At 30.2% G+C, this 931-nt stretch carries 1 pseudogene; it reads left to right on the top strand.

From position 1 onward, the window contains the following. A pseudogene (locus KPC_RS20535) lies at window positions 1-931 on the top strand (LysM peptidoglycan-binding domain-containing protein); the annotation flags it as partial.

Here is a 931-nt window from a genome sequence, read left to right as displayed (position 1 = left end):
AAAGTCAAAGTCAAAGTCAAAGTCAAAGTCAAAGTCAAAGTCAAAGTCATAAAATTGGTATAGCTATCGTCAATAAGAAAGGTCTACCAATTCAAGGTTTTAAGCTTAGAATAATAATAGGGAAGCGAGGATTTAAAGATTTAGTTACTAATAGTAAAGGCATTGTTGTTATTGATTATCAAAAAGCAGGTGAAAATATATTAATTCAAGGCTGGTCAAAATCCAATAATGCTTATAAATTGATTAATGATAAATATATTACAGGAAATCGAAGTTTTGGAATAGGTATATCATTAGATACGATAAAATTTGAAACAAAAACAGATAATCATAATAAACCAAATAATAAAAATACATTCAATAATGGTCAATCAAAAACTACTAACACAAGTAATGCTCAAGGGAATCCCATAGCAAAAACAGCAGTAACTGGATGTGAAAACTGTGTACAATTAACAGAGAATGAAGCAAAGCAAATTTTCACTCAGGCAAAAAGTACGGATATTAAAATATTAGTCGATACTTACAATAAATTCTCTGAAAAATTTGAAATGAAAAACTGTATAAATAAAGCACATTTTTTTGCACAAGTTTTACAAGAGGTTGGCGAAGGAGTTAATATTAAGGATGGGGAAGGGTTTCGTTATTATGAAAAAGTATTAATTCGTCATACAGAAGTGAAACAAAAATATTCGTTTTACTATCAGAAAAAATTAATCCAAAGAAACGATAAAGGAGGTCCTTTTTCTGCATTTTGGGGGAAGGCTGACTTATGTAAGAAATATGGTCGTAATGATGAGCACGATGCAAATCAAGAAATGATTGCAAATATTGCTTATGCAAATAAAAATGGTAATGGAGATGTTGCATCAGGTGATGGGTGGAAGTATAGGGGAAGGGGTATAATTCAAATTACTGGTAAAGATAAGTA

This window comes from Acinetobacter stercoris (genome assembly GCF_900323515.1).
Lineage (GTDB): Bacteria > Pseudomonadota > Gammaproteobacteria > Pseudomonadales > Moraxellaceae > Acinetobacter > Acinetobacter stercoris.
Note: the sequence above shows the minus strand (reverse complement) of the source record. Positions and strands in the feature narration are given on the sequence as shown.